Source organism: Ancylobacter koreensis (genome assembly GCF_023016525.1).
GTDB classification, from domain to species: domain Bacteria; phylum Pseudomonadota; class Alphaproteobacteria; order Rhizobiales; family Xanthobacteraceae; genus Ancylobacter; species Ancylobacter koreensis.
The window spans coordinates 74,864-101,797 of the sequence record NZ_JALKCG010000004.1 but is presented as its reverse complement, the minus strand read 5'-3'; the positions used below and the strand labels follow the sequence as shown (position 1 = coordinate 101,797).

29 protein-coding genes are annotated in these 26,934 nt (G+C 69.3%); 16 read left to right on the top strand and 13 right to left on the bottom strand.

Annotated elements, in window-relative coordinates; all coding sequences use genetic code 11:
• Positions 1–174 precede the first annotated feature (174 nt).
• Positions 175–912 (bottom strand): 3-oxoacyl-[acyl-carrier-protein] reductase, encoded by a 738-nt coding sequence (gene fabG / locus MWN33_RS11965; protein WP_247200992.1) that lies wholly within the window; start codon positions 910–912, stop codon positions 175–177.
• 24 nt (positions 913–936) lie between these two features.
• The gene (fabD, locus tag MWN33_RS11960; RefSeq protein WP_247200990.1) at positions 937–1,884 is read right to left on the bottom strand and encodes an ACP S-malonyltransferase; all 948 of its coding nucleotides are present in this window, start codon (positions 1,882–1,884) and stop codon (positions 937–939) included.
• A 457-nt stretch (positions 1,885–2,341) separates the two neighbouring features.
• Here fabD and rpsF point away from each other — a divergent pair, with 457 nt between their 5' ends.
• The 13 genes from rpsF (at position 2,342) to MWN33_RS11895 (ending at position 15,346) form a co-directional block, all read left to right on the top strand.
• The gene (gene rpsF / locus MWN33_RS11955; RefSeq protein WP_247200988.1) at positions 2,342–2,821 is read left to right on the top strand and encodes a 30S ribosomal protein S6; all 480 of its coding nucleotides are present in this window, start codon (positions 2,342–2,344) and stop codon (positions 2,819–2,821) included.
• Positions 2,821–3,090, top strand: coding sequence for a 30S ribosomal protein S18 (rpsR, locus tag MWN33_RS11950; protein WP_247200986.1), 270 nt, complete (start codon positions 2,821–2,823; stop codon positions 3,088–3,090). Before rpsF ends, rpsR begins: the two co-directional genes overlap by 1 nt.
• Before the next feature lie 183 nt (positions 3,091–3,273).
• A complete protein-coding gene (locus MWN33_RS11945) occupies positions 3,274–4,230 on the top strand; it encodes a DUF2232 domain-containing protein (protein WP_247200985.1) in 957 nt (318 codons plus the stop codon).
• Positions 4,231–4,277: 47 nt separating this feature from the next.
• Positions 4,278–4,853: a 50S ribosomal protein L9 gene (gene rplI, locus MWN33_RS11940; protein ID WP_247200983.1), complete on the top strand. Its 576-nt coding sequence runs from the start codon at positions 4,278–4,280 to the stop codon at positions 4,851–4,853.
• A gap of 220 nt (positions 4,854–5,073) precedes the next feature.
• Positions 5,074–6,333 (top strand): cyclopropane fatty acid synthase, encoded by a 1,260-nt coding sequence (locus MWN33_RS11935; RefSeq protein WP_247200982.1) that lies wholly within the window; start codon positions 5,074–5,076, stop codon positions 6,331–6,333.
• 171 nt (positions 6,334–6,504) lie between these two features.
• Complete coding sequence (locus tag MWN33_RS11930) at positions 6,505–7,989, top strand: replicative DNA helicase (RefSeq protein ID WP_247200981.1); 1,485 nt, start codon at positions 6,505–6,507, stop codon at positions 7,987–7,989.
• 10 nt (positions 7,990–7,999) lie between these two features.
• The gene (gene alr, locus MWN33_RS11925; protein ID WP_247200979.1) at positions 8,000–9,115 is read left to right on the top strand and encodes an alanine racemase; all 1,116 of its coding nucleotides are present in this window, start codon (positions 8,000–8,002) and stop codon (positions 9,113–9,115) included.
• Positions 9,116–9,196: 81 nt separating this feature from the next.
• Complete coding sequence (gene radA, locus MWN33_RS11920) at positions 9,197–10,645, top strand: DNA repair protein RadA (RefSeq protein ID WP_247200977.1); 1,449 nt, start codon at positions 9,197–9,199, stop codon at positions 10,643–10,645.
• A 103-nt stretch (positions 10,646–10,748) separates the two neighbouring features.
• Complete coding sequence (locus tag MWN33_RS11915; RefSeq protein WP_247201258.1) at positions 10,749–11,348, top strand: CvpA family protein; 600 nt, start codon at positions 10,749–10,751, stop codon at positions 11,346–11,348.
• A gap of 97 nt (positions 11,349–11,445) precedes the next feature.
• Positions 11,446–12,945, top strand: coding sequence for an amidophosphoribosyltransferase (purF, locus tag MWN33_RS11910; RefSeq protein WP_247200975.1), 1,500 nt, complete (start codon positions 11,446–11,448; stop codon positions 12,943–12,945).
• 6 nt (positions 12,946–12,951) lie between these two features.
• Entirely contained in the window at positions 12,952–13,368 is a 417-nt protein-coding gene (locus tag MWN33_RS11905) for a VOC family protein (RefSeq protein WP_247200973.1), read from the top strand.
• 28 nt (positions 13,369–13,396) lie between these two features.
• Entirely contained in the window at positions 13,397–14,167 is a 771-nt protein-coding gene (locus MWN33_RS11900) for an SDR family NAD(P)-dependent oxidoreductase (protein ID WP_247200971.1), read from the top strand.
• Between the two features lie 24 nt (positions 14,168–14,191).
• On the top strand, positions 14,192–15,346 hold the full coding sequence (locus MWN33_RS11895; protein ID WP_247200969.1) for a glycosyltransferase family 4 protein: 1,155 nt from the start codon (positions 14,192–14,194) through the stop codon (positions 15,344–15,346).
• On the opposite strand, the gene der is transcribed toward MWN33_RS11895, so the two are convergent.
• The 5 genes from der to MWN33_RS11870 all read right to left on the bottom strand — a co-directional run bounded on the left by der (position 15,347) and on the right by MWN33_RS11870 (position 19,325).
• Positions 15,347–16,690 carry a ribosome biogenesis GTPase Der gene (gene der / locus MWN33_RS11890; RefSeq protein ID WP_247200967.1) on the bottom strand — a complete coding sequence of 448 codons (1,344 nt, stop codon included), beginning with the start codon at positions 16,688–16,690 and terminating at the stop codon, positions 15,347–15,349. It lies immediately after the preceding gene.
• Positions 16,691–16,718: 28 nt separating this feature from the next.
• Entirely contained in the window at positions 16,719–17,003 is a 285-nt protein-coding gene (locus MWN33_RS11885; protein ID WP_247200962.1) for a hypothetical protein, read from the bottom strand.
• 10 nt (positions 17,004–17,013) lie between these two features.
• Entirely contained in the window at positions 17,014–17,745 is a 732-nt protein-coding gene (locus MWN33_RS11880; protein WP_247200961.1) for a tetratricopeptide repeat protein, read from the bottom strand.
• A gap of 148 nt (positions 17,746–17,893) precedes the next feature.
• Positions 17,894–18,715, bottom strand: a complete 822-nt coding sequence (gene panB / locus MWN33_RS11875; protein WP_247200960.1) for a 3-methyl-2-oxobutanoate hydroxymethyltransferase — start codon at positions 18,713–18,715, stop codon at positions 17,894–17,896.
• A gap of 46 nt (positions 18,716–18,761) precedes the next feature.
• Entirely contained in the window at positions 18,762–19,325 is a 564-nt protein-coding gene (locus MWN33_RS11870; RefSeq protein ID WP_247200955.1) for an NnrU family protein, read from the bottom strand.
• A 570-nt stretch (positions 19,326–19,895) separates the two neighbouring features.
• Here MWN33_RS11870 and MWN33_RS11865 point away from each other — a divergent pair.
• Both MWN33_RS11865 and MWN33_RS11860 read left to right on the top strand, forming a co-directional pair.
• The gene (locus MWN33_RS11865; protein WP_425532001.1) at positions 19,896–20,300 is read left to right on the top strand and encodes a L,D-transpeptidase; all 405 of its coding nucleotides are present in this window, start codon (positions 19,896–19,898) and stop codon (positions 20,298–20,300) included.
• 106 nt (positions 20,301–20,406) lie between these two features.
• Positions 20,407–21,591 (top strand): GGDEF domain-containing protein, encoded by a 1,185-nt coding sequence (locus MWN33_RS11860; protein ID WP_247200953.1) that lies wholly within the window; start codon positions 20,407–20,409, stop codon positions 21,589–21,591.
• A gap of 12 nt (positions 21,592–21,603) precedes the next feature.
• Here MWN33_RS11860 and MWN33_RS11855 read toward each other — a convergent pair whose 3' ends face one another.
• From MWN33_RS11855 to MWN33_RS11840, 4 genes are all read right to left on the bottom strand, one after another.
• Positions 21,604–23,211, bottom strand: a complete 1,608-nt coding sequence (locus MWN33_RS11855) for a peptide chain release factor 3 (RefSeq protein WP_247200952.1) — start codon at positions 23,209–23,211, stop codon at positions 21,604–21,606.
• Between the two features lie 167 nt (positions 23,212–23,378).
• Complete coding sequence (locus tag MWN33_RS11850; protein ID WP_247200951.1) at positions 23,379–23,726, bottom strand: ArsC family reductase; 348 nt, start codon at positions 23,724–23,726, stop codon at positions 23,379–23,381.
• Between the two features lie 108 nt (positions 23,727–23,834).
• Positions 23,835–24,056 (bottom strand): YMGG-like glycine zipper-containing protein, encoded by a 222-nt coding sequence (locus MWN33_RS11845; protein WP_247200949.1) that lies wholly within the window; start codon positions 24,054–24,056, stop codon positions 23,835–23,837.
• A 116-nt stretch (positions 24,057–24,172) separates the two neighbouring features.
• Entirely contained in the window at positions 24,173–24,511 is a 339-nt protein-coding gene (locus MWN33_RS11840; RefSeq protein ID WP_247200947.1) for a hypothetical protein, read from the bottom strand.
• 222 nt (positions 24,512–24,733) lie between these two features.
• On the opposite strand from MWN33_RS11840, the gene MWN33_RS11835 reads away from it, so the two are divergent.
• Entirely contained in the window at positions 24,734–25,573 is an 840-nt protein-coding gene (locus MWN33_RS11835) for a quinoprotein dehydrogenase-associated SoxYZ-like carrier (RefSeq protein WP_247200946.1), read from the top strand.
• A 142-nt stretch (positions 25,574–25,715) separates the two neighbouring features.
• Here the strand turns inward: MWN33_RS11835 and MWN33_RS11830 are convergent, their stop codons facing one another.
• Together MWN33_RS11830 and MWN33_RS11825 are read right to left on the bottom strand one after the other, a co-directional pair.
• On the bottom strand, positions 25,716–26,063 hold the full coding sequence (locus MWN33_RS11830; protein WP_247201256.1) for a hypothetical protein: 348 nt from the start codon (positions 26,061–26,063) through the stop codon (positions 25,716–25,718).
• 163 nt (positions 26,064–26,226) lie between these two features.
• A complete protein-coding gene (locus tag MWN33_RS11825) occupies positions 26,227–26,931 on the bottom strand; it encodes a hypothetical protein (protein WP_247200944.1) in 705 nt (234 codons plus the stop codon).
• Positions 26,932–26,934 lie beyond the last annotated feature (3 nt).

Genomic DNA, 26,934 nt, shown 5'->3' with positions numbered 1-26,934 from the left:
GCGCGAACGCGGTGTTGGCGGCCGGTTTTATGCCCCGATTACAGGAGGTGTCCGGACGAATCCGCAACTCTCTTGCGGTGTCCACCCCTGTGAGCCGAGGCGGTCGTTAGCATACTTCAACCGTCAAAACCAGCACCGTAAAGAGCCGGTTAACGACGGTCGGAGCGGCTTTGCTCAGATCATCGCCATCCCGCCATTCACGTGCAGCGTCTGGCCCGTGACATAAGCGGCCTCGTCCGAGGCAAGGTAGACGGCGCAGGCGGCGATGTCCTCCGGCGTGCCGAGCCGGGCGGCCGGAACGGCGGAGAGAATCGCGTCCTTCTGCTTGTCGTTCAGCACATGCGTCATCGGCGTGGCGATGAAGCCCGGCGCGATGCAGTTCACCGTCACGCCGCGCGCCGCCACTTCCTTGGCGAGCGCCTTCGACATGCCGATGAGGCCCGCCTTGGCGGCGGCATAGTTGCCCTGCCCGGCATTGCCGGTGACGCCGACCACCGAGGTGATGCCGATGATGCGGCCGGTGCGGCGGCGCATCATGGAACGCGCCGCGGCGCGGGTCAGGCGGAAACCGGCGGTGAGGTTCACCGCGATCACCGTGTCCCACGCCTCGTCGGAGAGGCGCACGAACAGGCCGTCGCGGGTGATGCCGGCATTGTTGACGAGGATGTCGATGTTGCCCATCGCCTCCTCCGCCTGCGGCACCAGGGCCTCGACCTGCTCGGTGTTCGACAGGTCGGCGGGCAGGACATGGGTGCGCTCGCCAAGCTCGGCGGCAAGGGCTTCAAGCACCTCGCGGCGGGTGCCCGAGAGCGCGACGGTGGCGCCCTGCGCGTGGAGGGAGCGGGCGATCGCCCCGCCAATGCCACCCGTCGCGCCAGTGACGAGGGCCGTCTTGCCTGTCAGATCGAACACGGGAATCTCCTGAAATCTCTGCCGTCAGGCCTGCGCCGGGGCGGCGAAGGCGGCGACATCCTCGGGCGTGCCGACATTGGCGGAGGCCACTTGCCGGGCGATGCGCTTGGTGAGGCCGGAAAGCACCTTGCCGGTGCCGACCTCGACAAGGCGGGTCACGCCCTGGCCGGCCATGAAGGCGACGGATTCGCGCCAGCGCACCGTGCTCGTCACCTGCTTCACCAGCAAAGCGCGGATCTCGTCGGGATCGGTGACGGGGGCGGCGGTGACGTTGGCGACCAGCGGGACCTTCGGCGCGCGCACCTCGACGCCGGCCAGCGCTTCGCGCATGGCGTCGGCGGCCGAGGCGATGAGGCTGCAATGGAAGGGCGCGGAAACAGTGAGCAGGATGGCCCGGGCCGCGCCCTCGCGCTTGGCGATCTCGCAGGCGCGCTCGACGGCGGCGGCGTTGCCGGAGACCACGACCTGGCCGGGTGCGTTGTCATTGGCGATGTCGCAGACTTCTCCCTGGGCGGCCTCGGCGGCCACCGCGACGACCTGCTCGTAGTCGAGGCCGAGGATCGCCGCCATGGCCCCCGTGCCGACCGGCGTCGCCGCCTGCATCGCGGTGCCACGCAGGCGCAGCAGCCGAGCGGTGTCGGCGAGCGAGATCGAGCCGGCGGCGGCGAGCGCGGAATATTCGCCGAGCGAATGGCCGGCGACGAAGGCGGCGTCGCGGGCGAGATCGAGCCCGGCCTCGCTCTCCAGCACGCGCAGCGCGGCGACCGAGGCGGCCATCAGCGCGGGCTGCGTGTTGGCGGTCAGCGTCAGCGTCTCGATCGGGCCGTCCCACATGATGGAGGACAGCTTCTCGCCGAGCGCCGCGTCGACTTCCTCGAACACGGCGCGCGCGACGGCGAAGCTGTCGGCGAGGGATTTGCCCATGCCGACCACCTGGCTGCCCTGGCCGGGAAATACGAAGGCGCTGCTCATGACGTTAAGGAATTCCGTCCGCTAAGAATTGGCGGGCGCAGGAACACCGAGCGACGCCCCATGTCAAGCGCAAGCGGCCTCGCGGCAACCGCCGGCGGGGCTTCTCAACCGCGAATTCGGGTCGGCCGGCACTCTCTTATATGCTGAGCGCACGGCGCGGGTCCGGCCGCGCTCCGGCAAGACGGCGAGGGCGTGCGGAGGCATACGGTCCGGCACGGATGGGCGCGCACCTTGATTTCCGCCGCTTTTCACGTATAAGCCCGCGCACTGTCAGTCCCGGCCGGGGGCTGAACGGACGGTCGCGCATGGACTTTTCCACGCCGGCAGCAGGCCCGAGGGTCTGCGTCGTCCCGTGTCCCCGCCTTCGAGATTGTTCGAGCCTTTCCGGGGCTCGAAGGGCTCGGCGCCGGGATGATGGGCCGCAATGGTGCGGTATCCTATTGGAAAGGCACGAAACATGGCTCTCTACGAGCACGTGTTCCTCGCGCGCCAGGACGTCACGGCGCAGCAGGTCGAGGAACTCACCGCCCGCTTCAAGGGTGTGATCGAGGCGAATGGCGGCTCGATCACCAAGACCGAATACTGGGGCGTGAAGACGCTCACCTACCGCATCCGCAAGAACCGCAAGGCGCATTTCTCGCTGCTCAACATCGACGCCCCGGCGGCGGCGGTGGCCGAGCTGGAGCGCCAGCAGCGCATCGACGAGGACGTGCTTCGCGTCCTGACGATCCGCGTCGAGGAGCTCGAGGAAGGTCAGTCCGTCATGCTGCAGAAGCGTGACCGCGACGACCGCGGCGAGCGTGGCTTCGGTGATCGCGGCTTCGGCGGCGACCGCGGCTTCGGTGGTGGTGGTGGTCGCGGCTTCGGCGGCGACCGTGGCGATCGTGGCCCGCGCCGCGACCGTGATGAGGCTCCGGCCAACCAGGAGAACGAGTGATGGCTTTCGGTGGCACTGGCGGTCCGTCCGCGAACTCCTCGGGCGCGCGTCGCCCCTTCTTCCGCCGTCGCAAGACCTGCCCGTTCTCCGGCGCCAACGCGCCGAAGATCGACTACAAGGACGTGCGTCTGCTGCAGCGCTACATCTCCGAGCGCGGCAAGATCGTCCCCTCGCGCATCACGGCCGTCTCGGCCAAGAAGCAGCGCGAACTGGCCCAGGCCATCAAGCGCGCGCGCTTCCTCGGCCTGCTGCCCTTCGTGATCCGCTGATCGCATGACGCCTGCTTCCCCGGCTCTAGCCGGGGGAAGCCTGGCAAGGCTATCCGCCCCCGGCCACGGCCGGGGGCGTTCCACCCGAAAGATTTCCGACAGGCTCGCGGGGATGGTCCCGTGATCCCTGGCTGGGGCGGACGATGATCCGCTCCTAACCGCCCGAAGCGGGACAGCTCGTCGATGGTTCAGAACTGGCTCATAGCGTTCGGCGCCGGTGCGGCGTCCGCCCTCCTGGTCGCCACGGTTGCGACCGGCAACGCCATCGCCCTGCCCCTGTTCTACCTCGCCCCGCTGCCCATCCTCATCGTCGGCCTCGGCTGGACGCATGTCGCCGCGCTGGTGGCGGCCTCCGCCGCCTCGGTCGCCATCGGCGTGTTTTTCGGCCTCGAACTTCTGCTCGCCTATGTCGCCGGCGTCGGCCTGCCGGCCTATGTGCTCTCCTATCTCGCGCTGATGGCGCGGCAGGCGCAGCCGGACGGCCCATATGAGTGGTTCCCGGTCGGCCGCATCGTGCTGGCCGCCGCCATCCTCGGCTGCCTCGCCGTGGCGGCGCTGATCCCGCTCGTCGCCGGCTCGGTCGAGGACTACCAGGCCGCGCTGCGCACGCTGTTCCAGGCGATGCTGGAGGAGAACCCCGGCGCGGGCGCCGCCGACACCGAGCGGCTGATCGACCTTCTGGTCGTGGTGATGCCGCCCGCCGCGGCCCTTGTCACCATGGTGACGCAGATCGGCAATCTCTGGCTCGGCGCGCACGTCGCGCGCATGTCGGGCCGCCTGATGCGCCCCTGGCCGGACCTCGCCGCCATCTCCCTGCCACGCGCCAGCACGGCACTGCTGGCCGGTGCGCTGATCGCCGCGAGCCTTGCTGGCGGCTTCGTCGGGCTGCTGGCCGAACTGCTCAGCGCCACGCTCGTCATGGCCTTCGGCTTCATCGGCCTCGCCACCATCCACTGGATCACGCGCGGCGCCGCCGGCCGCTCGCTGGTGATCGCGACCGTGTGGATCGCGGCACTGGCGCTGGGCTGGCCCTTCGCGGTCCTCGCCCTTCTCGGCCTTGTGGAAACCCTTTTCGGCCTGCGCGGCCGCTTCCGGCGGGGAGGCCCCGCGGGCGGCCCGCCGGCGGCGAATGACGGCTGAACCCGCCTCAATCGAACATCAGACAAAAGATCGAATGGAGAACTGAAATGGAAGTCATTCTGCTGGAACGCGTCGCCAAGCTCGGCCAGATCGGCGACATCGTGCGCGTCAAGGACGGTTTCGCCCGCAATTTCCTCCTGCCGTCGGGCAAGGCGCTGCGCGCCACCAAGGACAATAAGGGCCGCTTCGAATCGATGAAGGCCCAGCTCGAGGCCCGCAACCTCGAACTGAAGTCCGAGGCCACCAAGGTCGGCGAGAAGCTGGCCGGCACCGAGGTGGTGCTGGTGCGCCAGGCCGGCGAGACCGGCCAGCTCTACGGCTCGGTGTCCACCCGCGACATCGCCGAGGGCCTGACCGCCGCCGGCTTCAGCGTTTCCCGCCAGCAGATCGTGCTCAACCAGCCGATCAAGACCATCGGCGTGCATGAGGTTCCGGTGAGCCTGCACCCCGAGGTCGAGGTGACCGTGCGCGCCAACGTCGCCCGCAGCGCCGAGGAAGCCGCCCGCCAGTCGCGCGGCGAAGACCTCTCGGTGGTTCGTGACGACGAGGACGAGGACGAGGCCGAATACTTGGACGAGACCACCGAGGAGACCGAGGTGGACGCCGAGGCCGAGCAGGCCTGAAGCATTTACCCAACGTAATACGTCAAAAGGCGTAGCCCGGCCGGTCACGGCCGGGCTTTTTTGCATGCGCTACAACAACGGGAATGTTGCGAGGAAGAAAATCATGTGATGCAATGATTGGCATACCTTAGACATGCCCAGAGCATGGGCAGGCAGCAACGCATGGTGAAGAGCCCTTGCGGCTGGTCGCCAAGGCTGCCGGTACCGTTGGAGTTGGCCGATGGAACGGTTGCTCTCGCAGGTCCTCGCGCGCATCGTGCGTCGCGGCTCCCTTACTGTCATCTTTGCTTCCGGCATGCGCGCCACCTTCGGCGACGGAACGGGTGAACCGCTCACCGTTCGCTTCACCTCCGAGGCGTGGCAGCGACGGATCTTCTTCGACCCCGAGCTGAAATTCGGCGAAGCCTATATGGATGGCGGCGCCGTGATCGAGGAAGGCGACCTCGCCGACGTCCTCGCGCTGCTGATGGCGCAGGTCGGCCTCGCGGTGCCGAGCGCCAGCGCCAAGTCGCTCATGAAGCTGCGCTTCCTGTTCCGCCGGCTGGCGCAGTTCAACCCGCGCGACCGCTCGCAGAAGAACGTCGCCCATCACTACGATCTCGACGGCCGGCTCTACTCGCTGTTCCTTGACGCCGACCGGCAATATTCCTGCGCCTATTTCGAGCATCCGGGCCAGTCGCTGGACGACGCCCAGCTCGCCAAGAAGCGCCACATCGCCGCCAAGCTGCTGTTCGACCGGCCCGGCCTCTCCGCGCTCGACATCGGCTGCGGCTGGGGCGGCATGGGGCTCTATCTCGCCGGCAATGCTGGCGCGCAGGTGACGGGCGTCACGCTCTCGCAGGAGCAGCTCGGCGTCGCGCGCTGCCGCGCCGAGGAACGCGGCCTCGCCGGGCGGGCCGAGTTTCGCCTGCAGGATTACCGCGACGTGCCCGGCCCGTTCGACCGCATCGTCTCGGTCGGCATGTTCGAGCATGTCGGGGTGAGCCATTTCGACGAGTATTTCGGCAAGGTCGCGCAGCTCCTGAAGGACGATGGCGTGGCGCTGATCCACTCCATCGGCCGCTCCGAGGGGCCGGGCATCACCAATCCGTGGATCGCCAAATACATCTTCCCCGGCGGCTATATCCCGGCGCTGTCGGAAGTGCTGCCGGCCATCGAGCGGGCGGGCCTGCTGGTGACCGACATCGAGATGCTGCGCCTGCACTACGCCGAGACGCTGAAGGCGTGGCGCGAGCGCTTCCTCGCCCATCGCGAGGAGGTCGAACGGCTCTACGATGCGCGCTTCGTGCGGATGTTCGAGTTCTACCTCGCCTCCTCCGAGATGGCCTTCCGCCATCAGGGAATGATGGTCTTCCAGATCCAGCTCGCCAAGCGCGAGGGGATCGTGCCGCTGACGCGCAGCTATATCGCGGAAGCCGAGAAGGCGCTGAAGGAGATGGAGCGGCAGAACCGGCCCGGCCTGCGGCTGGCGGGCGAGTAGCGCACGCCTGCACGCCCCGCGCGAGCGGTCGCCGGGGCCGAATCGCGTCAAGCGAGATTCGGCTTTCCACAGGCACTCCACAGGACAAAATAGGGCGTGCGCGATTCGCCCCGGACTCGCCACCGGGGTGACGGTAGCTCTTGTGGCGCCCTGTCCGCACCCGGAAACGCCATGCTCGATTCCCCCAGCCGCCCCCCGGCGGTGCCCGAGACGACCTATCGCACGGCCCCGCACAACATCGAGGCGGAGCAGGCGCTGCTGGGCGCGATCCTCGTCAATAACGAGGCGTTCTACCGGGTCTCGGACTTCCTCGAGCCGCGCCATTTCTTCGAGCCTGTCCACACCGCCATCTACGAGACCGCGAGCGCGCTGATCCGCGCCGGCAAGGTGGCGACGCCGGTGACGCTGAAGACCTTCCTGCCGGCCGAGCTCGACGTCGCCGGGCTGACCGTGCCGCAATATCTCGCCCGCCTCGCCGCCGAGGCGACGACCATCATCAACGCCGAGGATTACGGGCGCACCATCTACGACCTCTCGGTGCGGCGCGACCTGATCGCCATCGGCGAGGAGATCGTCAACGAGGCCTATGAGGCCGCGATCGACACCACGCCGCAGGAGCAGATCGAGGACGCCGAGAAGCGCCTCTACGAGCTCGCCGAGACCGGGCGCTACGATGGCGGCTTCATGCGCTTCAACGACGCGCTGAAGGACGCGGTCGACATGGCCAGCCGCGCCTTCCAGCGCGACGGCCACCTCTCCGGCACCGCCTCCGGCCTCGAAGACCTCGACCAGATGATGGGCGGCCTGCAGCCTTCCGACCTCATCATCCTTGCCGGCCGCCCGGCGATGGGAAAGACTTCGCTCGCCACCAACATCGCCTTCAACGTCGCGGCCGCCTATCGCTCGGAAACGTTGCCGGACGGCTCGATCCGCGCGCTCGACGGCGGCGTGGTCGGCTTCTTCTCGCTGGAAATGTCGGCCGAGCAGCTCGCCACCCGTATTCTCGCCGAACAGGCCGAAATCGCCTCCTACAAGATCCGCCGCGGCGACATCTCCGAGCACGAGTTCGACAAGCTGGCGAGCTGCGCCCAGATGATGCAGACGATCCCGCTCTACATCGACGACACCGGCGGCATCTCCATCGCCCAGCTTCGCGCGCGTGCCCGCCGGCTCAAGCGCCAGCGCGGGCTGGACTTCATGGTGGTGGACTATCTCCAGCTTCTCACCGGTTCGTCGAAAAGCTCGTCGCAGGGCCGCGTGCAAGAGATCACCGAGATCACCACCGGCCTCAAGGCGCTGGCCAAGGAACTCAGCGTGCCGATCATGGCGCTGTCGCAGCTCTCGCGTCAGGTCGAATCGCGCGACGACAAGCGCCCGCAGCTCTCGGACCTGCGCGAATCCGGCTCCATCGAGCAGGACGCCGACGTGGTGATGTTCGTGTTCCGCGAAGAATACTACCTCAAGAGCCGCGAGCCGAAGGAAGGCACCGAGGAATGGTTCAAGTGGGACCAGGACATGAAGGCCGCCATGGGCATCGCCGAGGTGATCATCGGCAAGCAGCGCCACGGCCCCACCGGCACGGTGAAGGTCGCCTTCGAGGCGCAGTACACCCGCTTCTCCACGCTGGCGCAGGGCGACCGCCTTCCCGAACATTGAGCATCCAGCCGTGAGCGCGCGCGACATTCCGCTTTCCGAGGCCGGCGGCATCCTCACCGTCGACCTCTCCGCGCTGGCGGCCAATTACGGGGAACTCGCGCGGCGCGTGGCGCCGGCCGCCTGCGCCGCCGTGGTGAAGGGCGACGCCTACGGCATCGGGCTGGAGCCGGCCGCGCAGGCGCTCTGGCAGGCCGGCGCGCGCAGCTTCTTCGTCGCCCTGCTGGCCGAAGCGCGCGAGGTGCGCGACCTGCTGCCCGAGGCCGAGATCTTCGTGCTCAACGGGCTGTTTCCCGGCACCGAGGCGGCCTATGCCGCAAAGGCGCTGCGCCCGGTGCTCGGCAGCCCGGAGCAGGTGGCAAGCTGGAGCGCCTTCTGCGCCCGCACCGGCACGGCGCTGCCGGCCGCGCTTCATGTCGACACCGGCATGAACCGGCTCGGCCTGACACCGGCGGAGGCGGTGAACATCGCCGAGGGGCGCGAGGAGCTCGGCTTCCCGCTCGTGCTGCTGATGAGCCACCTGGCCTGCGCCGACGAGCCGGAGCATCCGCTCACCGCGCGCCAGCTTGAGGATTTCCGCGCCATCGCCGCGCTGTTCCCGGACGTGCGCGCCTCGCTCGCCAATTCCGCCGGCGCGCTGGGCGACCCGGCGCTGCACTTCGATCTCGTGCGGCCGGGCATCGCCGTCTATGGCGGGCGCCCGCGCCGGGACGTGGCGCCGCTGCGCCCGGTGGTGCGGCTCGACCTGCGCGTCGTGCAGTTGCGCCATGTCCATGAGGGCGAAACGGTGGGTTATGGCGGCGCCCACACCGCGCTGCGCCCGAGCCGCGTCGCCATCCTCTCGGCCGGCTATGCCGACGGCATACCCCGCCTAGCCGGCGCCTCGGACCTGCGCCCCGGCGCCGAGGCCATCGTCGCCGGCCATCGCTGTCCGCTGATCGGACGCATCTCGATGGACCTGCTGGCGGTCGATGTCACCGAGGTGGCGCAAGAGCGCGTCGCCATCGGCGATTTCGCGACGCTGCTCGGTGACGGGCTCGGCCTCGACGGGCTCGCCCGCCATTCCCACACCATCGACTACGAGATCCTCACCTCGCTCGGCCGACGCTATCACCGCCGCTGGGTCTAGCCGCAGGATTTGATCCCTGTTTGTTCTTTGGCGAAATGACGCTAGAAGCGGGGGAACGATCAACAGCCGGACGAACGCGCCATGGCCAAGCGCCCCGCCTCCTTCATCTGCCAGGTCTGCGGCGCCGCGCATACGCGCTGGCAGGGCCGCTGCGAATCCTGCGGGGCGTGGAACTCCATCGCCGAGGAGACGACCGCCGCCGATACGCTGCCGGCGAACTTGCGCGGCGGGCGCAAGGGCCGGCTGATCGCACTGGAAAGCCTTTCCGGCACCTCCGAGGACGCGCCGCGCGTCCGCGTCGGCATTTCCGAGCTCGACCGGGTGGCCGGCGGCGGGTTGGTGCCGGGCTCGGTGCTGCTGATCGGCGGCGACCCCGGCATCGGCAAGTCGACCCTGCTGATCCAGGCCTCCGCCGCGCTGGCGGGCGCCGAGCATCGCGTCATCTATGTGTCGGGCGAAGAGGCAGTAGCGCAGGTACGCCTGCGCGCCGAGCGGCTCGGCCTTGCCGGCGCGGCGGTCGAGCTGGCCGCCGAGACCAATGTCGAAGATATCGTCGCCACGCTGTCGGAGGGCCGCAAGCCGGCGCTGGTGGTGATCGATTCGATCCAGACCATGTGGACGGACACGGTGGAATCCGCGCCCGGCACGGTGACGCAGGTGCGCTCCTCCGCGCAGATCCTCATCCGCTATGCCAAGCGCGCGGGCGCCGCCGTCATCCTCGTCGGCCATGTCACCAAGGACGGCCAGATCGCCGGCCCGCGCGTGGTGGAGCACATGGTCGACGCGGTGCTCTCCTTCGAGGGCGACGGCGCGCATCATTTCCGTATCCTGCGGGCGCAGAAGAACCGCTTCGGGCCGACCGACGAGATCGGCGTGTTCGAGATGACCGGCCTCGGCCTCTCGGAAGTCGCCAACCCCTCCGAGCTGTTCCTGTCGAACCGCGACAGCGGCGCGCCCGGCACCGCCGTCTATGCCGGCATGGAGGGCACGCGGCCCGTTCTGGTGGAGATTCAGGCGCTGGTGGTGCCGACAAATCTCGGCACGCCGCGCCGCGCCGCCGTCGGCTGGGACCCGAGCCGGCTCTCCATGGTGCTGGCGGTGCTGGAGGCGCGCTGCGGCATCAAGCTCGGCGCGCATGACGTGCATCTCAACGTCGCCGGCGGCTTCCGCATCAGCGAGCCGGCCGCCGACCTTGCGGTTGCCGCCGCGCTCATCTCCTCGCTCTCGGGCGCCGTGCTGCCGCATGACAGCGTCTATTTCGGTGAGGTCAGCCTCACCGGCGCGGTACGCGCCGTGCCGCATGCCATGGCGCGGCTGAAGGAAGCTGCCAAGCTCGGCTTCACCCGCGCCGTCGCGCCGGAGGCCAAGGGGAGTTCCGGCGGGAGTTCTGGCGGGAGCGGCAACGGGGCAGCGAAAGAGCCGCTGGAATCGCCCCTCGCCACCGAGACTGTCACCTCTCTTGGGGATATCGTGGCCGCCATCGCCTCCCGCGCCCCGCGCCGCGCCCCGCGCGAGCGGCAAGAGGGATGACGGGGGCGCTCGCGCACGCTATACGTCGCCCGATCCTGCTGAGGGCCGGGACGGCGCAGATTCGCTGCGCGCTCCCGCCGGAAGCCGCCTCGACCACGGTGCGATAGTCTTGACCCTGCTCGACATCATCCTCGTCGCCGTGATGGTGGTCTCCGGCCTGCTGGCCATGGTGCGCGGTTTCGTGCGCGAGGTCTTCGCCATCGCCTCCTGGGTCGCCGCCGCGCTGGTGACGCTCTATGCCTATCCCCACGCCCTGCCGCTCGCGAAGCAGTACATCGCCAACGACACCTTCGCGATGGCGGCGACCGTGGGCTCGGTGTTCGTCGTCACGCTGCTGATCGTCTCGATCATCACCGTGCGCATCTCCGACCTCGTGCTCGACAGCCGCATCGGCGCGCTCGACCGCACGCTGGGCTTCCTGTTCGGCCTCGCCCGCGGCTTCCTGATCATGGTTGTGGCCTATCTGTTCTTCAACTGGCTGGTCCAGAACGAGCAGGGCCAGCCGGAATGGATTCGCGACGCCCGCTCCAAGCTGGTCTTGCAAAGTGCGGGTGACTGGCTCATCTCCGTATTGCCGGAAGACCCCGAGAGCCTCATTCGCGACATTCGCAGCTCGAAGGAAGCCGAACCGACCGAGCCGCCGCCCGAGCCCTTCAACCCGGCTCCGGCCGCTCCCGGCCAGGCGAAGCCGTCGGCGCCTTAATTCGACCGTGCCCGTGGGACAAAGGCGTCCCGGGGCTCGGTTGTATTCGAGCATGGAGCGGGCGCAGCCTTGAACTGCGCTGAGGAGCGATGGTCCAATGGCCAATCTGACTGCTGATCACGTGGCGTCGAAACCCGCGCAGGCCGACGAGTTCTACGACGATTACGGGGACACGCTGCGCGAGGAGTGCGGCGTGTTCGGCATTTACGGGCACCCGGATGCGGCGGCGATCACCGCGCTGGGCCTGCATGCCCTGCAGCATCGCGGGCAGGAAGCAGCCGGCATAACCACTTACGACGGCAGGCGTTTCCACTCCGAGCGGCGCCTCGGCCTGGTCTCGGACGCATTCTCCGACGGCGAGGCGATCAAGCGCCTGCCGGGCCATATCGCGGTCGGCCATGTCCGCTATTCCACGACCGGCGAGACCATCCTGCGCAACGTGCAGCCGCTTTTCGCCGAGCTCGACGGCGGCGGCTTCGCCATTGCCCATAACGGCAACCTCACCAACGGCCTGACGCTGCGCCGCCAGCTCATCCGCGACGGTGCCATCTGCCAGTCGACCTCCGACACCGAGGTGATGCTTCACCTCGTCGCCCGCTCCAAACGCGCCCGCTTCACCGACCGCTTCATCGACGCGCTGCGCACGCTGGAAGGCGCCTATGCCTTCGTCGGCCTCACCAACAAGAAGCTGGTGGGCGCGCGCGACCCGCTCGGCATCCGCCCGCTGGTGCTCGGCGAACTCGACGGCCACCCCATCCTGACCTCGGAGACCTGCGCTCTCGACATAATTGGTGCGCGCCACGTGCGCGACATCGAGCCGGGCGAGGTCATCGTCTTCTCCTCCGACAAGGTCGAGACGCTGCGTCCCTTCGGCAGCGTGCCGCCGCGTCCCTGCATCTTCGAGTACATCTATTTCGCCCGGCCGGATTCGGTCGTGGGCGGGCGCTCGGTCTACCAGGTGCGCAAGACCATGGGCATGCAGCTCGCCGCCGAGGCGCCAGCCGATGCCGACCTCGTGGTGCCGGTGCCCGATTCCGGCGTGCCGGCCGCCATCGGCTTCTCGCAGGCCTCCGGCCTGCCCTATGAGCTCGGCATCATCCGCAACCACTATGTCGGCCGCACCTTCATCCAGCCGACCCAGTCGGTGCGCGATCAGGGCGTGCGCATGAAGCACTCCGCCAACCGCGCGGTGGTCGAGGGCAAGCGCATCGTGCTGATCGACGACAGTCTGGTTCGTGGAACGACGTCGGTCAAAATCGTGCGCATGATGCGCGAGGCCGGCGCCCGCGAGGTGCATTTCCGCATCTCCTCGCCGCCGATCACCCACCCGGACTATTACGGCATCGACACGCCGGACCGCGACAAGCTGCTGGCCGCGACGCACGACCTCGAAGGCATGCGCCGCTATATCGGCGCCGATAGCCTCGCCTTCCTCTCCATCGACGGCATCTACAAGGCGATGGGCTATGAGGGGCGCGATCCCGCCCGCCCGCAGTTCACCGACCACTGCTTCACCGGCGAGTATCCCACCCCGCTGACCGACCGCGACGGCGAGGTTTCCCCGCGCCAGCTCTCGCTGCTGGCCGAGGCGAGCTGAGCCGGCATGGTCGAACTGCAGCAGTGGCATCGCGGCCGGCTGATCGATCACGTCTCGCTGGTCGTCGCCGATTTCGAGGCCTGCCGCCGCTTCTATGCGGCGGTGCTGGACGTGCTCGGCGTGCCGCTGGTCGAAGGTGACGGCTATTTCTTCGCCGACGAGCTGTTCGTCTCGCCCGGCGAGCCGACCACCGGGCGGGCGCATCTCGCCTTCCAGGCCGGCGACGAGGAGACGGTGCGCCGCTTCCACGCCGCCGCGCTGGCTGCGGGAGGGCGCGACAATGGCGGGCCGGGGCTGCGCGACTATCACCCCGGCTATTACGCGGCCTTCGTGCTCGACCCCGAAGGCAACAATATCGAAGCCGTCACTCATGGCCCCGCCCGGCGCTCGGCGCCGTCGGTGGTGATGACGGATGAAGGCTGATCGTTCGAGGAAACCCCAAGGAAACGCCATGTCGGACCTCCCCGCGGCAGACGTTGCCGCGCGCCCGCTCGCGGGCCGCTACGCCCTCGTCTCCGGCGCCACCCGCGGCATCGGCCAGGCGACCGCCCTCGCGCTCGCGGAAGCCGGCGCGCATGTCATCGCCGTCGGGCGCACCAGCGGCGCGCTGGAGGAACTCGACGACGCCATCACCAAGGCAGGCTCCACCGCCACGCTGGTGCCGCTCGACGTCAAGGACGGCGCCGGCATCGACCGGCTGGGCGGCGCGCTGTTCGAGCGCTTCGGCCGGCTCGACATCTTCGTCGGCAATGCCGGCGTGCTCGGCCCGATGACGCCGCTGGCGCAGGTCGAACCGAAGGAGTGGGACGACACGGTGGCGGTCAATCTCACCGCCAACTGGCGCTTCATCCGCTCGCTCGATCCGCTGCTGCGGCTTTCCACCGCCGGCCGCGCCGTGCTGGTGTCCTCCGGCGCCGCGCACAAGGCGCGCGCCTTCTGGGGCCCCTATGCCGTCACCAAGGCGGCGGTGGAGGCGCTGGCGCGCACCTGGGCCAACGAAGTGGCCAACATCTCGGCGCTGAAGGTGAACCTGATCAATCCGGGCCCGATCCGCACCCGCATGCGCGCCAAGGCCTTCCCCAGCGAGGACCCGGAGACGCTGCCGGCTCCCGAGGAACTGGCGCAGGCGATCCTGTCACTGTGCCTGCCGTCGTTCGGTGAGACCGGGCGGCTCTACGACTTCCCCACCCGCCGGCTGGTGGATTTCCGGATGCCGGACTGAAGCCGGCACGGGTGCCGGGCGGCGATGGACATCCTGATCGGGACCAATCACCTCGCGAACTTCAGCGGTTCGGAGATGGTCTGCCTGGAGATGGCAGCGTATTTTCGCGCGCAGGGCCATCGCGTCACGGTGTTCGCGAATGTCGCCGGCGATCCCGTCGCGCGTGCCTTCCGACATGAGCTGCGGATCGAGATCGTCACCGATCCCGCGCGCGTCCGGCCCCCCGCCTTCGATCTCGTCTACCTCCAGCATCATGTCGCGGGCCTGTTCGATTATGCGACAGGGCCCGATACCCGCGCGCGGACGGCGTTCGTCTTCGGCAAGCTGGGCCGGCGGAGCTTCATGCAGAGCGGCGGCTGGCGTCATGAGCGCGTGCTGGCCGACGGCTATTTCGCCAATTCCGAACTGACCGGCGAGGCGCTCGCCGCCCTCGACCTCGGCGCGCCGGTCCACGTCTTCCACAACGCCGCGCCCGCCGCCTTCTTCCGTCCGGCGGTCACCGCCACACGGCTAAGGACGATCCTCGTCGTCACCAACCACGACGATCCGGCGCTGATGGGCGCCATAGATCGCCTGTCCGCGACCCATCGTGTCCGCCATATCGGGGCCAGCGGCGGAGCGCACCAGCGTGTCACGCCGGACATGATCCGCGCCAGCGATCTCGTCATCTCGATCGGCAAGACGGTGCCCTACGCCTTGGCTGCGCGCGTGCCCGTTTATGTCTACGACCATTTCGGCGGCCCCGGCTATCTGACACCGGCCAATTTCGCCCGTGCCGCGCGCTTCAATTTCACCGGACGCTGCTGCGAAAGACTGCTGGACGCGCAGGCGCTGGCCCGCGAGATCGTCGGGCAATACGCTGCGGGCCTTGCTTTCGCGGCGGGGAGTGGGCCAGCCGAGCTGGAGCGCTACCGGCTGGAACCGCATCTCGATGCGCTGCTGGCGACGGAGGCTTCCGACAATGCGGCGCGGGCGGCGCGGATGGCCGCCAGCGGGCCGGACCTGCAGGCCGAGAGGCTGATGGCGACCTATGTGCGCGAGCAGAGCCGCGATGCGCAATTCCTGCTCCGCCGCCCTTTGAGGGTGCTGAGACGCCGGCTGGTGGCGGAAGCAGCCCTCGCCGCACGGCGGGGGCGGCGCACGGCGGGAGGCCTCATCGGCCGCCTGCGCGGGGACTGATCAGTCCTTCTCCGCGTAGGGATTGTCCTTCTCGCGCAGCGTGAGGCGGATCGGAACGCCGGGCAGATCGAAAGTGATGCGCAGGCTGTTCACGAGATAGCGCACATAGCTCTCGGGCAGCGCGTCGGCGCGCGAGCAGAACAGAACGAAGCTCGGCGGGCGGGCCTTGGGCTGGGTAATGTAGCGCAGCTTGATGCGGCGCCCCGAGACGGCCGGCGGGGGATGGTTGCCCGTCGTATCGATCAGCCAGCGATTGAGCGGGTTGGTCGAGACGCGGCGGTTCCACACCTCGTGCGCCTGCTGGATCGCCCGCACGAGACGGTCGAGCCCCTCGCCCGTCAGTCCCGACAGCAGCACCACCGGCGCGCCCTTGAGCTGGGGCAGCCAATGGTCGGCCTCGCCGCGCATGCGGCTGACCATGCCCGGCTGGTCCTTGACCAGATCGGACTTGGAAAGCGCCAGCACCACCGCCCGGCCCTCGCGCTCGGCGAGGTCGGCGATGCGCAGGTCCTGCTCCTCGAAGGGGTGCGTCGCGTCCATCAGCACGACCACAACCTCCGCGAAGCGGGCGGCGCGCAGGCCGTCGGCGACGGAAAGCTTCTCCAGCTTGTCGTCGATGCGGGCGCGCTTGCGCATGCCGGCCGTGTCGAACACGCGAAGCTCGACGCCGTGGCGCTCGATGTCGACGGCGATGGAATCGCGGGTGATGCCGGCCTCCGGGCCGGTCAGCAGCCGGTCCTCGCCGAGCAGGGCGTTGATGAGGGTCGACTTGCCGGCATTCGGGCGGCCCAGCACGGCGACGCGGATGCGCCGGCCACCGGGGCCGTCCTCCTCGTCCTCGTCTTCCTCATCGGGCACGACCTGCGCAAGGGCACGCACAAGGTCCGCCATGCCGTCGCCGTGCTCGGCGGAAAGCTCCACCGGCTCGCCGAGGCCGAGCGCGTAGGAATCGAGCGTGCCGCCCTCCGAGCCGCGCGCCTCGGCCTTGTTGGCGACCAGGATGGTGTGCTTGCCGGAGCGGCGGGCGAGTTCGGCGAAGGAGCGGTCGCTCGGCGTGACGCCGGCCTTGGCGTCGATCAGGAACAGCAGCACGTCGGCGTCGTCGATGGCCGCCTCGGTCTGCGCGCGCATGCGCCCTTCGAGCGATTCCGCCTTCGCCTCTTCGAGGCCTGCCGTGTCGATGACGCGGAAGGACAGATGGCCGAGGCGCGCATCGCCCTCGCGGCGGTCGCGGGTCACGCCGGGGCGGTCGTCGACCAGCGCGAGGCGCTTGCCCACAAGACGGTTGAACAGGGTCGACTTGCCGACATTCGGCCGGCCGACAATGGCGACGGTCATCGTCATTGGGAAAGGCGCCTCCGCGCCGGTGGCGTCACTGGCCGGAAGGCGCGGCGGCGCCCGACGGGCTGCCCGCCGGCGCCGGGGCCGGCTCGGCGGGAGCCATGCCGTAGGTGGAATTGGCGGGCTGGGGCGGCGCCTGATTGTAGTCGACGCCCGGCACGCCTTCCGGAAAGACGGGAGTGCGCGCGCCCGGCAAGGGCTTCTCGCGCTCGGCAAACGGGTTCAGCGCGTCCAGCGTCTCGCAGCCGGCCATGGCCAGCGTCAGGCCGAGCAGGGGAACGAGGAGAAGGAGGCGGGGGACGGTGTCGCGGCGCATGGGCGGCTCCTCACTGCACCGCGGGAGCCGCGGCAGGCGCGGCTTCCGGAGCGGGCACGGCTTCCGGGGCGGCAGCGGGCGCCGGCGCCGGGACGGGGAGCGAAGAGGCCGCCAGCGTGCGCAGCAGCTCCGCGCGACGGCGCAGGCCGGGCGGCGTCTCGCCGTCGTTCAGGATCGCGGTGAAGCTGTCGGTCGCCGCCTTGTAGTCGCCCGCCTTGTACTGGGCGAGGCCGACGATCTCGCGCGCGGAGTGGCGGAAGGCGCCGGCCGGCGTGTCGAGGGGCTTGAGGCGGCTCTCGATATCCGAAAGCGGGGCGGTGTCCACCAGCAGCAGCGCCGCGCGCACCTGCGCCACGTTCTGCATCAGCGGGCTGATCGCGGGGTCCTTGGCGATGGCGTCGTAATCGGAGACAGCGGCCGCCTTATCGGTCTTGGCGAGCTCGGTCGCGGCGCGGAAACGGGCGAGGACGCGGTAGCCCGACGTGCCGTCCTTCTCGATCGCCTGGAAGGCGGCTTCCGCCTCGGCGGGCTTGCCGGCGGCGGCGAGCTGGAGCGCTTCCTCGAAGCGCGCGCCGGCGGCCTGGTCCTGCTGCTGCTTCCACCATTCATAGCCGCGCCAGCCGGCCACGGCGACGACGATCAGCACGGCGAGCGCGATGACGTGGGCGCCGTAGCGCGTCCACAGGCGGTTGAACCGCTCGCGGCGCAGATCCTCGTCGATCTCGTTGAAGATGTCAGCCATGTCGCGTCCGTCGCAAGCTCGTCGAAAAGGCCCGCCTCGCGGCGGGCCGTGCTGGAAAGGCCGGGTAAACTAGCGATGCGGCTTCAACAAGGCAAATCGCAACGGGCCCCTGCGGCGCCCGGCGCGGCCTTGCCGCCAGCGTTGCCCGTCAAGACTTCTTCGGCGCGTAGACATGCTCGGGCCCGGGGAAGCTGCGCGCGCGCACCTCGCTCGCATAGGCCTCTACGGCGGCGCCGATGGACGGGCCGATATCAGCGAACTTCTTCACGAATTTCGGCACGCGGTCGGAGAGGCCGAGCATGTCTTCCAGCACGAGTATCTGCCCGTCGCAGGCGGCCGAGCCGCCGATGCCGATGGTCGGCGGGGCCACCTCGGCGGTGATCTGGCGGGCAAGCGGCTCGGCCACCGCCTCGATGACGATGGAGAAGGCGCCGGCATCGGCGATGGAGCGGGCATCGTCGCGGATCAGCGCGGCGCTCGCCTCGTCGCGGCCGAGCGCGCGGAAAGAGCCCAGCGTGTTGATCGCCTGCGGCGTCAGCCCGACATGGCCCATGACCGGCACGCCCCGGTCGGCGAGGAAGCGCACGGTCTCGGCCATGCGGCGGCCGCCCTCCAGCTTGATCGCGCCGGCGCCGGTCTCCTTCAGCACCCGCGTCGCGGTGGCGAAGGCCTGCTGCGGCGACCCTTCATAGGAGCCGAACGGCAGGTCCACCACCACCAGCGCCCGCGAGGAGCCGCGCATGACGGCCTGCCCCTGCAGGATCATCATGTCGACCGTCACCGGCACCGTCGTTTCCATGCCGTGCATCACCATGCCGAGCGAATCGCCCACCAGCATGAAGTCGACATGCGGGTCGACGAGGCGCGCGGTGTGGGCGTGGTAGGCGGTCAGCGAGACAATGGGTTCGCCGCCCTTCTTCGCGCGGATATCCGGGGCGGTGAGACGGCGCGCGGCGGACTGGACGGACATGGCGGGCGCGATCCTCTTTTTGCCGGCCAGCCTTGGGGCGGCCTTGTCAGCCCATCACGGGCACCCCGACGATGTGGGGGTGGAACCAGAAGGCGAGGAGCGCATAAAGCACGACACCCCCGGCGACCGCAACGAGATCGCCCCACCAGCCCGACGGCGCCACCGGCAGCGGCGCGCCCCGACGCTTGGCGAGGATGCGCAGCACCACCGCCCAGCCGAGGATGACCACCGCCAGCGTCACCGTGGCGGCATCGCCATTGGCCAGCAGATGCGCCAGCGCCCAGGTCTTGATGGCAACGAGGAAGGGAAACTTCAGCCACGCCTTGATGTGGCTCGGCACCAGCGCGGCGACGGCGGCGATGCAGGCGATGAGCATGAGCAGCAGCGCCAGATGGCGCAGGCCCACCGGCGGATCGTAGAGCTGCGCCGGCCCCGCCGCCCGCCACTGGCCGAAGCCATAGGCGATCATCAGCACGCCGGCGATGGCGAGCACGGCGTGGACGATACGGTAGAGCGTCGGGTCGAGGCCCGCGAAGGCGCCGGCCTTGCGGCGCGCCGCGACGATGTGGATGGCGACGAAGAGGGCGAGGCCCACCAGCATCAGGATCATGGAAGCGCTCCCGGACATGAATTCCGGCGCGACGCTAGAGCGTTTCCAATCCGAGCGCCATGGCCCGCCCCCGCGCCTTTCGTCGCTTGCCGGCAAAGAGGCGCACGGCCCGGCCTGCGGCAAGATCATACGGTTGTGTAAACCATAGCCGGCATCGGCGCTCCCCCGTCCGGCACCGTCGTGCCAGAATGCTGCCGCAATTCGGGGAGGGCTGCCATGAAGCCGCTGTTCTGCACGCTCGCCGTGGCCGTATCGCTGCTTGCCATGTCGCCGGCCATGGCCGGGAGCCTTGCGCAGCCGGAAGGCGCCGGCACCTCGCCCGCCACCGCGACCGGCGTCACCATCCCGCAGGATGCCGGGCAGGCGACAACGCTGCCGGCCGCCCCCGCCGCTCCTCCCGGCGGCGCCGCGCACGGCGTGCCCGGTCCCTCGGCCGCCGTCGACGTCCCCTCCCCGCCGATGACAGATGCCGGCGTACCCTCGGCGTCGTCGGCGCCCGCCGCGCCTCCGGCTGTTCCGGCCACCAGTTCCGCCGCTGCGCCCGCAGCGCCGGCGGCCGCAAGCACCCCGGTGGCGGCGATCACGCCGGCCGCCCTGGCACCGGAGCCGCCGCCGCGCAACGTGGTGGCGCAGATCAGCCTGTCGAAGCAGCGCATGGAAGTCATCGTCGACGGCCAGACGCGCTATTCCTGGCCGGTCTCGACCGCCCGCAAGGGCTACCGCACCCCGACCGGAAGCTATGGCGTCGAGCGCATGCACCGGCGCTATTTCTCGCGTAAATACGACAACGCGCCGATGCCCTACGCGATCTTCTTCCATCGCGGCTGGGCGATCCACGGCACGGGGGACCTGCGCCGGCTCGGCCGCCCCGCCTCGCATGGCTGCGTGCGCCTGCACCCGAACAATGCGGCGGCGCTGTTCGCGCTGGTGAAGGATTACGGGCGCGACAATACGCGGATCGTGGTAACGCGTTGACGTCAGGGCAGGCGTGCCCGCGTCTTTTGAACCAAATTCGAAACGATGAGTTGCTTGGCGCCGCAACTATGGCAGCATGCGCGCGGCTTGAGTTCGGCGCGCCCTGATGCTGCTTGATTACGTCACCCTGCTGACGGCGGTCGGAATATCGGCAGCCTGCCTGTCGATCACGATCTTCATGGGCTGGCTGATGGCGCCCAGGGACAGCTATCTGCTCGCCTGCTCGGCGGGTGGCGCGGTCGCCGGGCTCGGTCTTCTTGTCTACGGCTTCTACGTCGCCAACCCGCTTCCCGTCTTCGGGATCGCGGCCTTCGCCGTCATCATCGCCGGTCTGGCACTACTGGTCGGCGCGGGGCACTGCTTCCGCACGGACCGGCCGGCGCGGCCGCTGGTGATCGGGCTGACGCTCGGCGGCTGGGCGCTCGCACTGCCGGGGCTGGCCATGGGCTATACCGGCCTTGGCTTCGTGCCGATCAATCTGGTGGTCGGCGGCCTGCTGCTGCTCACTGCCGCGCAGTACTGGGCGGCGCGGAAACAGGCTCCCTATGCCATCGCGACCCTTTGCGGCCTCTACACGCTCACGGGTCTCTCCTTCTTTGTCTGCGCGGCCGACCTGCTCAGGGATGGCCGTGCCGTGCTGGACGGCGCGCCGCAGGGATGGGCCGAGGACCTGTCGCTGCTGGTGATGATCGCCTGCATTCCCGGCATCGGCGCCGTGACGCTGGCTCTGAACCAGGCGCGCATCGCCCGCCGGCACCAGCTGGAGGCGATGACCGATTCGCTGACCGGCCTGCTCAACCGCCGGGCGCTGTTCGACGCTGCCGACGGCCTCTCCACGTCGGGCGGAACGGCCGTGATCGTCTTCGACATCGACCGCTTCAAGGCCATCAACGACCGGCACGGCCACGCCGCCGGCGACCGGGCGATCATCGCCTTCGCGCGGGCAATGACGCGTCATGCGCCACCGCCGGCCATCGCCGCGCGGCTCGGCGGCGAGGAGTTCGCCATCGTGCTCCCGGTGGCGACCGCCGACAGCGCCTTGCGCATCGCGGATACGATCCGCCACCGCTTCCGGGAATCCATCCGGGATTTCGCCATCGAGGGGATGGAAGGCTCGGTCAGCGCGGGCATCGCCTTCGTGCGCGCCGCGCGCATCAAGGCCTTGAGCTTCGAACAGGCGCTGAACGAGGCCGATGCGGCGCTCTACGCCGCCAAGAATGCCGGCCGCAACCGGGTGATCATGGCCGACCCCCGCCTCGCCTCCGACCGTGGCAGCCGGCGGGCCTTCTAGCCCGCCCTCCGCTCAGGCCGCCTTCTTCACGTCCTTCACATCGGTGAAGACGATGCCGGGCCAGCGGTCGCCGGTATAGCCGATCATGAAGGCGGACGGGCTGAGGAAGACGAGGTCGCCGTCGAGGTCCTCGGCGGTGGAAAGCCGGTTGCCGGCGGCGAACTCGTCAACCCGCTTGGGATCCTCGGCCGAGACCCAGCGGGCGAGCTGGAATTCCGACATGTCGAAGCCGACCTCCAGCCCGTATTCGGCCTCCAGCCGGTTCTTCAGCACGTCGAGCTGAAGCGGCCCGACCACGCCGACAAGCGCGGGCGAACCGTCGGTCGGACGGAACACCTGCACCACGCCCTCTTCGGCCATCTCCTGCAGCGCCTGTTTGAGCTTCTTGGCCTTCATCGCGTCGGGCAGCTTCACCCGGCGCAGGATTTCCGGCGCGAAGCTCGGCACGCCGACGAAGTTGATTTCCTCGCCCTCGGTCAGCGTGTCGCCGATGCGCAGATTGCCGTGGTTGGGGATGCCGACCACGTCGCCGGCATAGGCTTCCTCGGCGAGCTGGCGGTCCTGCGCGAAGAAGAACTGCGGCGTGGCGAGGCTCATCGGCTTGCCGGTGCGCACGAGCTTGGCCTTCATGCCGCGCTGCAGCTTGCCCGAGCAAAGGCGCGCGAAGGCGATGCGGTCGCGGTGGTTCGGGTCCATGTTCGCCTGGATCTTGAAGACGAAGGCCGTCATGCGCGGCTCTTCCGCCTCCACCCGGCGCGTGTCCGCCTGCTGGGCGCGCGGCGGCGGGGCGAACTTGCCGAGCCCTTCCAGCAGGTCGCCGACGCCGAAATTGCGCAGCGCCGAGCCGAAATAGACCGGCGTCAGATGGCCTTCGAGAAAGGCGGAAAGTTCGAACGGGTTGCAGCCTTCACGCACGAGGCCGAGTTCCTCGGCGAGCGCCGCCTCGTCCAGCGTGACGTTGAGCGCGGCGATCTCGCCCATGCTCATCTGGCGCAGCGCGCCGGTCTTGCCCTCGTCGCCGTCGAGCAGGCGCATGCCGCCGGTGGCGATGTCCATGGTGCCGACGAAATCGCGCCCGCGCCCGACCGGCCAGGTCATCGGCGTGGTGTCGAGCGCCAGCGTCTTCTCGATCTCGTCGAGAATCTCGAAGGGGTCGCGGCTCTCGCGGTCCATCTTGTTGATGAAGGTAATGATCGGGATGTCGCGCAGCCGGCACACTTCCAGCAGCTTGCGGGTGCGCGCCTCGATGCCCTTGGCGGCGTCGATCACCATCACCGCCGCGTCCACCGCCGTCAGCGTGCGGTAGGTGTCCTCCGAGAAGTCCTCGTGGCCCGGCGTGTCGAGCAGGTTGAACACGTGGCCGTCGAACTCGAAGGTCATCACCGAGGTGGCGACCGAAATGCCGCGCTCGCGCTCGATGGCCATCCAGTCCGAGCGGGTCGAGCGCCGGTCCTTCTTGGCCCGCACCTGACCGGCGAGCTGGATCGCGCCGCCGAACAGCAGCAGCTTTTCGGTCAGCGTGGTCTTGCCGGCGTCCGGGTGCGAGATGATCGCGAAGGTGCGCCGACGCGACACTTCGAGCGCGATGGGCGAGGCGGCGGAATTGGAGAGCGCGTTCATGGGGCGGAAATGGCAGGGATGGCGCGCCGGATCAAGGGGTGGCGGGATTTCCGTCCCTTTGCCGTCATCCCGGCCGAAGCACAGCGAAGAGCGGGGATCGCGTGCAGAAGAAGGCGGGACGCGATCCCGGATATTGCCTGCGGCAATTCCGGGACGACGGTAAACGTTCAGCCGAACTGCTTCTCATAGGCTTCCGGCTTGAAGCCGACCAGCAGCGCGCCGTCGATGTCGAGCACCGGGCGCTTGATGAGCGAAGGATGCGCCTGCATCAGCGCCAGAGCCTTGGCCTCGTCGATATCGGTGCGATCCGCCTCGTCGAGCTTGCGGAAGGTCGTGCCAGCGCGGTTGAGCAGCACTTCCCAGCCGACCTTGCCGGCCCATTCCTTCAGGTGCCCGGCGTCGATGCCGGATGACTTGTAGTCATGAAAGGCATAGGCGACGCCGTGCCCGTCCAGCCAGGCGCGGGCCTTCTTCATCGTGTCGCAGTTCTTGATGCCGTAGATGGTGACGCTCACCTTCGCCCCCTGCCCTGCAATGACCGCCGCGCCCGGCGGACAGCGAAAGGCCGCGCCCGTTGCCGGAGCGCGGCCCTCGTCGATCTCAACGCAAAGCGTCGGTAGAGTTCACTTGGCGGTCGCGGCACCGATGGCGCCGCCGGCCACCGCGCCGATGCCGGCGCCCCAGGCCGCGCCCGTGCCGCCGCCGGCGATGCCGCCGATGACCGCGCCGGTGCCGGCGCCGATCAGCGCGCCCGTGCCGGCGCGGCGCTCGGTGGTGGTGCAGCCCGCCGCCACCAGGGCGACGATGGCGACGGCGGAAAGCTTGATGGCGACAGACTTGGTCATGGGTGGGCCCCCTCGCGTGGATTCGCAGTCAGATTAGCTCCGAGGACCCGAGCGTACAATCGCACCGTGACGGCCGCCTTGAGAAGAATCAGCGGGACGGCCGCCACAGCGGGAAATCAGCGCCAGCTGCGGACCCAGCGGCCGGGCTCGTAGACCCACTGGCCACGGCGAAACACCCAGCGCGGGCCGACATATTCGAAGCCGCGACGGTTCTCCTCCCAGTGGCCGGGCGTCCACACCCAGCCGCGACGCGGCAGCCACGCCCAGTGGCCGGGCACCCAGGTGTAACCCCGGCGCGGAGCGGGGCGCGGCTCGCGGCGCGGCGCCGGCGGGCGGCTGGTGGGCACGGCCTGCGCCTCGGCGTCCGTCACCGCCGCCATGCCCAGCGGGGCGGCGATCAGCGTGGCGGCAAGGGCCTTGAGGAGCGAGCGGCGGGAAAAGCGGCTGGAGTGCATGGAGGCGTCCTGATTGCGGATCCTGAAGCGCAGGCACGGCGGTCGACATTGGCACCGCCGGCGCCGGCAGGGAAGCGACAGGCCACCGCAATATGACCGCCGCAAGGCGACGCCGGCCGATCGATACCTCGCGTCTTCGTGCCTGCAATTTCACGCCGCAAAGGCGTATGATGGAGAGAACCGCCGGACGTCGAACGATCCGACGGGCCCCGGGAGGTTGCCATGCATCGCCGAATCCGCCTGATCCTCGCCGTCGCCCTGTTCTCCGCCCTCGCCGCCAGCGCGGCGGCGGCACAGGAGCCCGGCGCCGACGCCACCTGGAATTCGCTGAAGCCGGACGTATTCGGGGAGCGGGCCATCAAGGAGGCCAGCCCGCTGGTGCGGCTCACCGCCCCCATCCGCGCGGAGGACGCCGCCATGGTGCCCATCGAGGTCGAGGTGATGATGCCGGCCGGCGACCCGCGCACGGTGAAGAAGCTCACCCTCATCGTCGACGAGAACCCCGCCCCCGTCGCCGCCACCTTCCGCTTCGGCGGCGAGCGGCACGACGTGACGCTGGGCACCCGGCTCCGAGTGAACAGCTATTCCTATGTGCGCGCCATCGCCGAAACCAGCGACGGCGAGCTTCACATGGCGGCGCGCTATGTGAAGGCGTCCGGCGGCTGCTCGGCGCCGGCTCTGAAGGATGAAGAGGCCGCGCTGAAGAATATCGGCCAGATGAAGCTGAGGCTGGTGACGCCCGGCAAGGCGGACGGGCCGGCCAAGAGCGGCGACGCCACGCAGGCGAGCCGTGTCTCGCAGCTCCAGCTGATGATCCGGCATCCGAACTATTCCGGCCTGCAGATGGACCAGGTCACCCGGCTCTATATCCCGGCCAAATTCGTCGATTCCATCGAGGTGAAGCAGGGCGACGAACTGGTGTTCGCGATGGAGGGCGGCATCTCGCTGAGCGAGGACCCGGCGATCCAGTTCTCCTACGAGCCGACCGGCAAGGAGGTCCATGTCGACGCCGGCGACACGGACGGGCGCAAGTTCGAGGGCGCGCTCAAGCCGGCGGGCTGAAGCCCTCGGGAGGCCGCCTCGTCATCCCGGACGCCCCTGCGGGCGCGCGCCGGGATCGGGTGACGAACGCCGAGCGCAGCCGGCATGCGATCCCGGATACGGCCTGCGGCCGTTCCGGGATGACGGTTACGAGCGCGGGCGCTCAGTAGAAGCAGGTGACTTCCGCTTCGGCCTGCGCGCGACGCAGGTCCGCCACGATGTCGCGGAACATGCCGGTCGAGCGGAAAACCTCTGCCTGCTGGCCCGCCACCTGCCCGACGCTGAGGATCGTCTCCGCCTCGACATAGCGCTCATAGGGCAGGATGGTCGCGATGGTGTCGATGGAGCAGGAGCACTTCTCCAGCGCCGGCCGGCTCTGCCCGTTGGCCGCCATGCAGCCAAAGATGTAATCGGCGCGCGCCACCGTCGGATAGTCGTTGATAAGGCCGGAGGTCGGGGCCGAGGGCGCCGGCTTGGTGACGCCCGGCGTGACGCCCGGTGCAAGCCCGATGGCGAGACCGGGATCGGCCGTAACGGTCCCGGAAACGGCGCCCTCCTGCGCGGCAGCGGCGCCGCCGGCCAGCGCCAGCGCGACCAGCGTTGCCGCCGCAAGGCGGGCCGGCCGGCGGACGTTCCAGATGAAGCTCGACATGGCGTTTCTCCCGTTCGGCCGCCTATTTCGCCGCCGGCGGGGTCGCGCCGGTGAAGGTGAGGCTGGTCTCGATGATGTTGGACGCGCCGTCCGCCTTCGGCGTCACCACGTCGACGGAATAGAGGCCGCCCGGCACGGCGTCGGAGAACAGCATCTCGTAGCGGCGCCCGGCCAGTTCCTGAAGCTTGTCCTTGTTCGGGTCCTCGGCGAAGGGCGCGAAGCTCAGCTTCCAGCCCTCCACCTCGCGGCCGTCATAGGAGAAGCGCGCCGGCTCTACCTTGCCGGTGCCGAGATGCTCGCGCACGCGGTTGCGCAGATAGAAGGGGCTGCCCTTGGAGAGCTGCGCCATCTCCTTCACATCGCGCTCCAGCAGCACCAGCGCGATGGGGTTGCCGTTCATGGTGGGGAACGGCCCCGCCTCGCCTTCCCTGTCGCCGCGATGGATCAGCACGTCGGCGACGCGCTTGGAGGCATCGTCCGGCGGCGCCGTCACCGACATTTCCAGCGTCTCGTCGAAGCTCTCGCCGAGCTTGGCCTCGCTGGTGACGTGCTTGTAGGCGTAGTTCAGCGTGGTGCCGGGCGCGACCTTGGTCAGGTAAGGCGCCTCGAAGAACACCGCCGACGCCGTCGGCTCGGCCGCCGACGCCGCAGGTAAGCCGAACAGGCCAGCCCCCAGCAGGCAGGCGGCGAGGAAGGAACCGGGCGAACGCTTCGGCACAGGCGGCATGGA

Bases quoted from the DNA above. Each gene is read 5' to 3' on its own strand.
- MWN33_RS11855 (WP_247200952.1), bottom strand. From the start codon at position 23,211: ATGAACGCGCTCTCCAATTCCGCCGCCTCGCCCATCGCGCTCGAAGTG.
- MWN33_RS11905 (WP_247200973.1), top strand. From the start codon at position 12,952: ATGGTCGAACTGCAGCAGTGGCATCGCGGCCGGCTGATCGATCACGTC.
- MWN33_RS11880 (WP_247200961.1), bottom strand. From the start codon at position 17,745: ATGGCTGACATCTTCAACGAGATCGACGAGGATCTGCGCCGCGAGCGG.
- panB (WP_247200960.1), bottom strand. From the start codon at position 18,715: ATGTCCGTCCAGTCCGCCGCGCGCCGTCTCACCGCCCCGGATATCCGC.
- MWN33_RS11885 (WP_247200962.1), bottom strand. From the start codon at position 17,003: ATGCGCCGCGACACCGTCCCCCGCCTCCTTCTCCTCGTTCCCCTGCTC.
- MWN33_RS11860 (WP_247200953.1), top strand. From the start codon at position 20,407: ATGCTGCTTGATTACGTCACCCTGCTGACGGCGGTCGGAATATCGGCA.
- rpsF (WP_247200988.1), top strand. From the start codon at position 2,342: ATGGCTCTCTACGAGCACGTGTTCCTCGCGCGCCAGGACGTCACGGCG.
- MWN33_RS11870 (WP_247200955.1), bottom strand. From the start codon at position 19,325: ATGATCCTGATGCTGGTGGGCCTCGCCCTCTTCGTCGCCATCCACATC.
- MWN33_RS11900 (WP_247200971.1), top strand. From the start codon at position 13,397: ATGTCGGACCTCCCCGCGGCAGACGTTGCCGCGCGCCCGCTCGCGGGC.
- der (WP_247200967.1), bottom strand. From the start codon at position 16,690: ATGACGATGACCGTCGCCATTGTCGGCCGGCCGAATGTCGGCAAGTCG.
- MWN33_RS11935 (WP_247200982.1), top strand. From the start codon at position 5,074: ATGGAACGGTTGCTCTCGCAGGTCCTCGCGCGCATCGTGCGTCGCGGC.
- rpsR (WP_247200986.1), top strand. From the start codon at position 2,821: ATGGCTTTCGGTGGCACTGGCGGTCCGTCCGCGAACTCCTCGGGCGCG.
- radA (WP_247200977.1), top strand. From the start codon at position 9,197: ATGGCCAAGCGCCCCGCCTCCTTCATCTGCCAGGTCTGCGGCGCCGCG.
- MWN33_RS11840 (WP_247200947.1), bottom strand. From the start codon at position 24,511: ATGCACTCCAGCCGCTTTTCCCGCCGCTCGCTCCTCAAGGCCCTTGCC.
- MWN33_RS11930 (WP_247200981.1), top strand. From the start codon at position 6,505: ATGCTCGATTCCCCCAGCCGCCCCCCGGCGGTGCCCGAGACGACCTAT.
- purF (WP_247200975.1), top strand. From the start codon at position 11,446: ATGGCCAATCTGACTGCTGATCACGTGGCGTCGAAACCCGCGCAGGCC.
- MWN33_RS11825 (WP_247200944.1), bottom strand. From the start codon at position 26,931: ATGCCGCCTGTGCCGAAGCGTTCGCCCGGTTCCTTCCTCGCCGCCTGC.
- MWN33_RS11835 (WP_247200946.1), top strand. From the start codon at position 24,734: ATGCATCGCCGAATCCGCCTGATCCTCGCCGTCGCCCTGTTCTCCGCC.
- MWN33_RS11845 (WP_247200949.1), bottom strand. From the start codon at position 24,056: ATGACCAAGTCTGTCGCCATCAAGCTTTCCGCCGTCGCCATCGTCGCC.
- MWN33_RS11895 (WP_247200969.1), top strand. From the start codon at position 14,192: ATGGACATCCTGATCGGGACCAATCACCTCGCGAACTTCAGCGGTTCG.
- fabD (WP_247200990.1), bottom strand. From the start codon at position 1,884: ATGAGCAGCGCCTTCGTATTTCCCGGCCAGGGCAGCCAGGTGGTCGGC.
- rplI (WP_247200983.1), top strand. From the start codon at position 4,278: ATGGAAGTCATTCTGCTGGAACGCGTCGCCAAGCTCGGCCAGATCGGC.
- MWN33_RS11945 (WP_247200985.1), top strand. From the start codon at position 3,274: ATGGTTCAGAACTGGCTCATAGCGTTCGGCGCCGGTGCGGCGTCCGCC.